This window comes from Kitasatospora sp. NPDC043950, assembly GCF_056435345.1.
Genome location: NZ_JBWKER010000018.1, coordinates 75,248 through 80,950, shown reverse-complemented (window position 1 = coordinate 80,950; position 5,703 = coordinate 75,248). Strand labels below are relative to the sequence as shown.

General features: G+C 71.6%; 6 protein-coding genes. 4 read left to right on the top strand and 2 right to left on the bottom strand.

Annotated elements, in window-relative coordinates; translation table 11 throughout:
* Positions 1-99 precede the first annotated feature (99 nt).
* Positions 100-1,701, bottom strand: a complete 1,602-nt coding sequence (locus AC07BF_RS14665; RefSeq protein WP_400803414.1) for a multicopper oxidase family protein — start codon at positions 1,699-1,701, stop codon at positions 100-102.
* Between the two features lie 98 nt (positions 1,702-1,799).
* Positions 1,800-2,198: a hypothetical protein gene (locus tag AC07BF_RS14660; RefSeq protein WP_478333435.1), complete on the bottom strand. Its 399-nt coding sequence runs from the start codon at positions 2,196-2,198 to the stop codon at positions 1,800-1,802.
* A gap of 199 nt (positions 2,199-2,397) precedes the next feature.
* Between AC07BF_RS14660 and AC07BF_RS14655 the strand changes: the two genes are divergently transcribed.
* The 4 genes from AC07BF_RS14655 to AC07BF_RS14640 all read left to right on the top strand — a co-directional run bounded on the left by AC07BF_RS14655 (position 2,398) and on the right by AC07BF_RS14640 (position 5,605).
* The gene (locus AC07BF_RS14655; protein ID WP_478333434.1) at positions 2,398-2,799 is read left to right on the top strand and encodes a hypothetical protein; all 402 of its coding nucleotides are present in this window, start codon (positions 2,398-2,400) and stop codon (positions 2,797-2,799) included.
* Positions 2,800-2,802: 3 nt separating this feature from the next.
* Positions 2,803-4,506, top strand: coding sequence for an alpha/beta hydrolase (locus AC07BF_RS14650; RefSeq protein ID WP_478333433.1), 1,704 nt, complete (start codon positions 2,803-2,805; stop codon positions 4,504-4,506).
* Positions 4,503-5,030: a hypothetical protein gene (locus tag AC07BF_RS14645; protein WP_363585959.1), complete on the top strand. Its 528-nt coding sequence runs from the start codon at positions 4,503-4,505 to the stop codon at positions 5,028-5,030. Before AC07BF_RS14650 ends, AC07BF_RS14645 begins: the two co-directional genes overlap by 4 nt.
* 173 nt (positions 5,031-5,203) lie before the next feature.
* Entirely contained in the window at positions 5,204-5,605 is a 402-nt protein-coding gene (locus AC07BF_RS14640) for a YccF domain-containing protein (RefSeq protein WP_063346584.1), read from the top strand.
* Positions 5,606-5,703 lie beyond the last annotated feature (98 nt).

Sequence of the window (5,703 nt, the reverse complement as noted above, 5' to 3'; positions counted from 1 at the left end):
GCGGTGGATACCACACCCCCGACGCTTCCCCCCCCCCCCCCCCCCCCCCGGTCTCCCCCCCCCCCCCCCCCCCCCCCCCCCCCCCCCCCCCCGCGAAGGTCAGGCCCGGTAACCGAGGACGGTCATCATGCCCGTCTCCGCGTGGTAGACGTTGTGGCAGTGCACCATCCACAGGCCCGGATTGTCGGCGTCGAAGTCGACGGCGAGCGTCGCGCCCGGCAGCACGATCGCGGTGTCCTTGCGGGGCCCGTCACCGGGCAGCGCGAAGGTATGGCCGTGCAGGTGGACGGGGTGCCACATGCTCGTGGTGTTGCGGAACTCCAGCCGCACCCGCTCCCCCGCCGCCACCGGGTAACGCTGCGCCGGGTCGTACCGGCGGCCGTTGAACGCCCAGTCGGCCTTCGCCATGCCGCCGGTGAGCTCCAGCCGCACCGTCCGGTCCGGCGCCCTGGCGGGCAGTCGCACGCTCGGGTCGGCCTTGAGCTGTGCCGCGCCGAGCAGCCTGCCGTCCAGCTCCGCCGGGCGCACCGAGGCGTCCGGCGCGGCGCCGCCGCCGGTGCGCAGCAGGGCGAGTGCGGCGGCGTTCTTGCCCTCGGCGAGCGCGGTCAGCGGGAAAACGCCGTCCTGGACGGTCACCAGCACGTCGTAGCGCTCGCCCATGCCGAGCAGCAGCGCCTGGGTGGTGGCCGGCTCGACCGGGAAGCCGTCGGTGTGGGTGACGGTCAACTCGTGGCCGCCCAGCGCGACCCGGTAGGCGGTGTCGCCGCCCGCGTTGATCAGCCGGATCCGGACCCGGTCGCCGGGCTTGGCGGTGAAGGTCTCGGGCGCGCCGGCGAGCCGGCCGTTGACCAGGTGGAACGGGTGGCCGACGTCGCCCGCGTCGCCGCCGAGCAGCGCGCTGCGGGCACCCATCAGCATCCGGGACGGGCCGGCGGCGGGCGGGGCGGTGCTCGGGGCGCCGGTTGGAGTGCCGCCCATGGCTGCCATGTCGTGGCCGCCCATCGCCGGGTGGTCCATCCCCGCGCGGTCCATCCCGCCCATGCCCCGGGCGAGTTCGGCGAGCACGGCGTCCGGGGTGCTGCCGTCGACCCCGTCCACCCAGTCGTCCAGGACGACGACCCACTCCTGGTCGTAGCGCAGCGGCTCCCTCGGGTCCTCGACGATCAGCGGCGCGTACAGGCCGCGGTCCTGCTGGACGCCGGAGTGCGGGTGGAACCAGTACGTCCCCGGGTGGGCGAGCGCGAAGCGGTACTCGAAGCCGGCGCCCGCCCGCACCGCGTCCTGGGTGAGCCCGGGTACGCCGTCCATGTCGTTGCGCAGCGCGAGGCCGTGCCAGTGCAACGAGGTGGGCTGCGGAAGGTGGTTGGCGAGACTGACGGCGAGCGTCTCGCCGACCGTGGCGCGCACCGCCCGGCCGGGCAGGCGGTCGCCGTACGCCCAGCTGCGGACGGTGCGTCCGCCCAGGTCGAGCGTCGTCTCGGTGGCGGTGAGCGCGACCTTGCGCTCCGGCCCGGGCCCGCGCCGCGCCTCGGCGGCGGCGACCTCGGGGCCGCCGGGGGCAACGAAGCCGCCCGGGGTGGTGGGGGCGGCGCCCCCATGGTCCATGCCCTTCATCGGATCGGCGGAACAGGCGGCGAGCAGACCGGTGCCGGCGGCGGCGAGCGCCGCGCCGAGCACGGTACGACGGGTGGGTGTGCGCATGACGGAGTGCACCTCGTGCGGTGGGTGTGGGTGAGCAGGACGTCGCGACGGCCGTCCCGCCCGCGCCGGAGCGCGGACCCGGGGCGGCCGGCGTACGCCTACTGACGCAGCACCGACAACCGGGCGAGGAGGATCCGCCCGCCTCCGGGCGGCGGCAACGCGCGAACGGCCCGCAGCAGCCGGGCCCTCACCTCGGCGGCGGCGTCACCGCCGTGCCGCAGCAGGGGGCCGGCGGCGAGGAGCAGCAACGTCCAGCCGGCGAGCACGGCCAGACACACCGTCATCGGATCCATGCCGTCGGCCGCCGCGGTGTGCACCGTCTCCCCGGCGCCCGCCGGGTGACCGGCGCTCACGGCGTGCCGCGTCGGCCCGTGGTCCGTCCCGTGCCCGCCGGCGGCCGGATGGCCGAGCGTGTGCATCGTCACGATGCCGAGCAGGAGCGCCGCGAGGAGCAGCAGGCGCAGGGCCCGGGGGACGGTCGGACGCGGCTCCGCCATCGTCCACCTCCCGACCGACCTCGCCACCAGTTACCCCCGCAGGGTATCCCGAGCCGCGCCCACCGGCCGAGCCGGGGCGGGTCGCCCGGCCCATGCCCTCCCCACCGCCGGAAGATCGATCCGTTAGCATCCGTCAGCAGTTTGTCGACACGGACCCGGGCGGCGCGCCGGCCCGGGAGCTCATCAGCGGGGGAAAGACATGGCAGATCCTGATCTGGCCTTGGAGTTCAAGGTCAACCCAGCCGAACTGGACGGCTGCGGACAGAGCGCTCAGCACATCGGCGGTCTCATACCGGGCGAGACCTCGAAGATCACCGATCCGTGCAACCAGGCCGCCGGGGGCCTGAAGGGCTGGCTCACCGCCGCCGCCATCCAGAACTGCGGCACGAACTGGAAGACGCTGCTGGACAAGCTCGGCGGCGACATGGGCGACGTCGGCACCAAGCTCGCCACGTCGGCCGCCTACTACCGCCAGGTCGAGAAGGACATCCACGGGAGCATGCGGAACCCGGCCGCACCGGTCCCCGACGAACCGGACCCCTTCAGCACGACCTTCGTCCCGGGCCCCGTGAAGCCCGCTGGCGCGAAGGCGGCCGAGTAGGCGATGGACATCAAGACCCTCCACGACGCCGACCTCATCAACCTCACCACCGCGAAGACCGCCTTCGACACCCTGGCCACCGCCTTCGGCCAGCACGTGGAGAACTGGCAGCACGAGGTCGTCGACCGGCTGAACCACTCGCAGTGGACCGGGAACGCCGCCGGTCACGCCCAGGCCCGGATCCAGCTCCTGGAGAACGAACTCCAGGCCGCCCAACAGGAGATCGGCCTCGTCAGCAGGGCCTTGCACGACGCGGCCGAGGGCTTCGCCGCCGCCCAGGCGCACCTGATCAACGCCCTCGACGACGCCAAGACCCACAAGCTGACCGTCGCCGCCGACGGCGGGATCACCTGGGACAACGACCCCGGATCCGCCGCCTTCGCCGGCACCGACGCCGAGTCGCAGGCCCAGCAGATCAGCAGCCGGATCACGGCCGCGCTCACCGAAGCCGCCCACGCGGACCAGACGATCAGCGCCCGGCTCGCCCACCTGGCCGGCAACGCGAGCGACGGCACCGGGCTCGACGCCGCCACGGCGAAGACCGACCTGGCCGCCGCGAACGCGCTCGAACAGGTCCCCGCCGCCGGCACCGACCCGAACAGCGTCAAGGGCTGGTGGAACGGCCTGACCGACGAGCAGCAGCACCGGATGATCCTCAACCACCCCGATCAGGTCGGCGCCCTCGACGGCGTCCCCGCGCTCGCCCGGGACCAGGCCAACCGGATCAACCTCCAGCGCGGCAAACAGGACCTCCAACACCAGCTCGACAGCCTCGGCCCGGAGCCGAAGCACTACCTGTCCGTCGCCGAGACCAACGGCGGGCCCGTCCAGAACCCCGACTACACGGAGTGGAAGCAGAAGCGCGACGACCTCGAAGACAAGCTGAAGGGCGTGACGGCCATCGAGAACCGGCTGAACACCCCGGTCAACGCCGAACACCCGCCCACCTTCCTGCTGGGCTTCGACACCAACGGCAAGGGCCACGCGATCATCGCGGCCAACAACCCCGACACCGCCGACAACGTCTCCACGTACGTACCCGGCACCGGCGCCCGGCTCGGCAGCATCGGCAGTGACATCAACCGCTCCGATCTGATGGTCCAGTCGGCCAACACCGCCGACAAGAACTCGAAGACCACCTCGTCGATCACCTGGGTCGGCTACGACGCGCCGCAGACGATCATCCCCGAGGCCGCGGACGACAAGTACGCGAAGAACGCGGAGGACAAGCTGCACACCTTCGAGACGGGACTCCACGCCACGCACGAGGGGAAGCTGTCGAACAACACCATCCTCGCCCACAGCTACGGCACCACGACCGTGGGCTACGCCATGCGCGACAAGGGCCTTCCCGTCGACAACGTCGTCCTCATCGCCAGCCCCGGCTGCGGCGTCGAAAACGCCAAGGACCTGAACATCGACCCGTCCCGCGTGTACGTGGCGCAGAGCCCGGCCGACGCGATCGGCTGGGCCGCCGCCACCGACCCCGGCGGGATGACGGACAACATCGTCGACAACGTCGCCGGCTCGTGGGGCCTGGGCGACGGTGACCACCACCTGATCCACGGCCGACAGACCACCGTCCCCCAGTTCGGCGCGCAGATCCTGCCCACCGACCCCAAGGCGGGGCACTCGGACTACTGGAACGAGAATTCGCCCACCCTGACCTCCATGGGGGAGATCATCGCCGGAAAGCGGGCCTCATGAGCACCACCGAGCACACCCCGCTGATCAAACGGGTCACCGCCACCGCCGTACTGGCGGTCGCCGTACTGGCCCTGAACGCCTGCGGCGTGCAGACCTTGAACGAGCGGTCGAAGTCCACGATCACACTCGACCAGGCCAAGAAGCAGATCGACACCTATCTCGCCGACACCCTGGCCAAGCTGCCGGTCAAGCCGACGGCGAGCTCGGGCGATTTCTTCGACATGGAATGCGACGCCAACGACATCGGCCCGCACGGCAGGAAGCAGACCCATCGGGGATACGACTTCGAGGATCTCCCCCTGTCCGGCAGGACGGAGGTCGCGGACGCCTTCCGCGTCTACCTGACGGGACAAGGCTTTCAGCCGGTCGAGGACCCGCCCGGCTTCCATCCCGGCTGGGTGAAGCTGAAGAACCCCAAGGACAACTTCCTCGCCGTCCTGGACGGCGCCACGGACTCGAGCCGCCTTCTCAAGCTGACCGTCAGCTCCCCCTGCGTCTGGCCCGACGGCACCCCGCCGGCCTGATCCGAGCCGCCACACCGGGGCCGCACCCTCCGGAGGGTGCGGCCCCGGCACGTCCGCCCGCGCCGACCCCGGAACAAACCCCGAGGAACGTCCCCTAAGGGCGTAGACGCGCCCGGGGGCGGGCATGGCTGGATCGTGGAACCCCGAGCAGCAGCCGTGAGAAGGTGTCGGCCATGAAGGTGATCGAGTTCGTCCTCAATGTCATTTGGCTGATCTTCTGCGGTATCTGGATGGCTATTGCCTATACCGTCGCCGGAATCATCTGCTGCGTGCTGATCGTGACCATCCCGTTCGGCGTCGCGTCCTTCCGGATCGCCGGGTTCATCCTCTGGCCGTTCGGGCGGACGACCGTGGAGAAGCCGGGTGCCGGGGCGGCGTCCTGCGTCGGGAACGTCATCTGGCTGATCTTCGCGGGCTGGTGGCTGGCGATCGCGCACCTGGTGACCAGCATCCCGCTGTTCCTGTCGATCATCGGCATCCCGTTCGGCTGGGCGAACCTCAAGATGATCCCGATCTCCCTCATGCCGCTCGGCCGCGAGGTCGTCCCCACCGACCAGGCCTGGGGCGCCCGGTAACCGCAGGAGAAGCAGCCGCAGGACGAACGGCCCCGGGGGGGGGGGGGGGGAGGAGGAATACAGGCGGGGCTGGCTTGTGGGGGGGGTGTGGGGGTGAT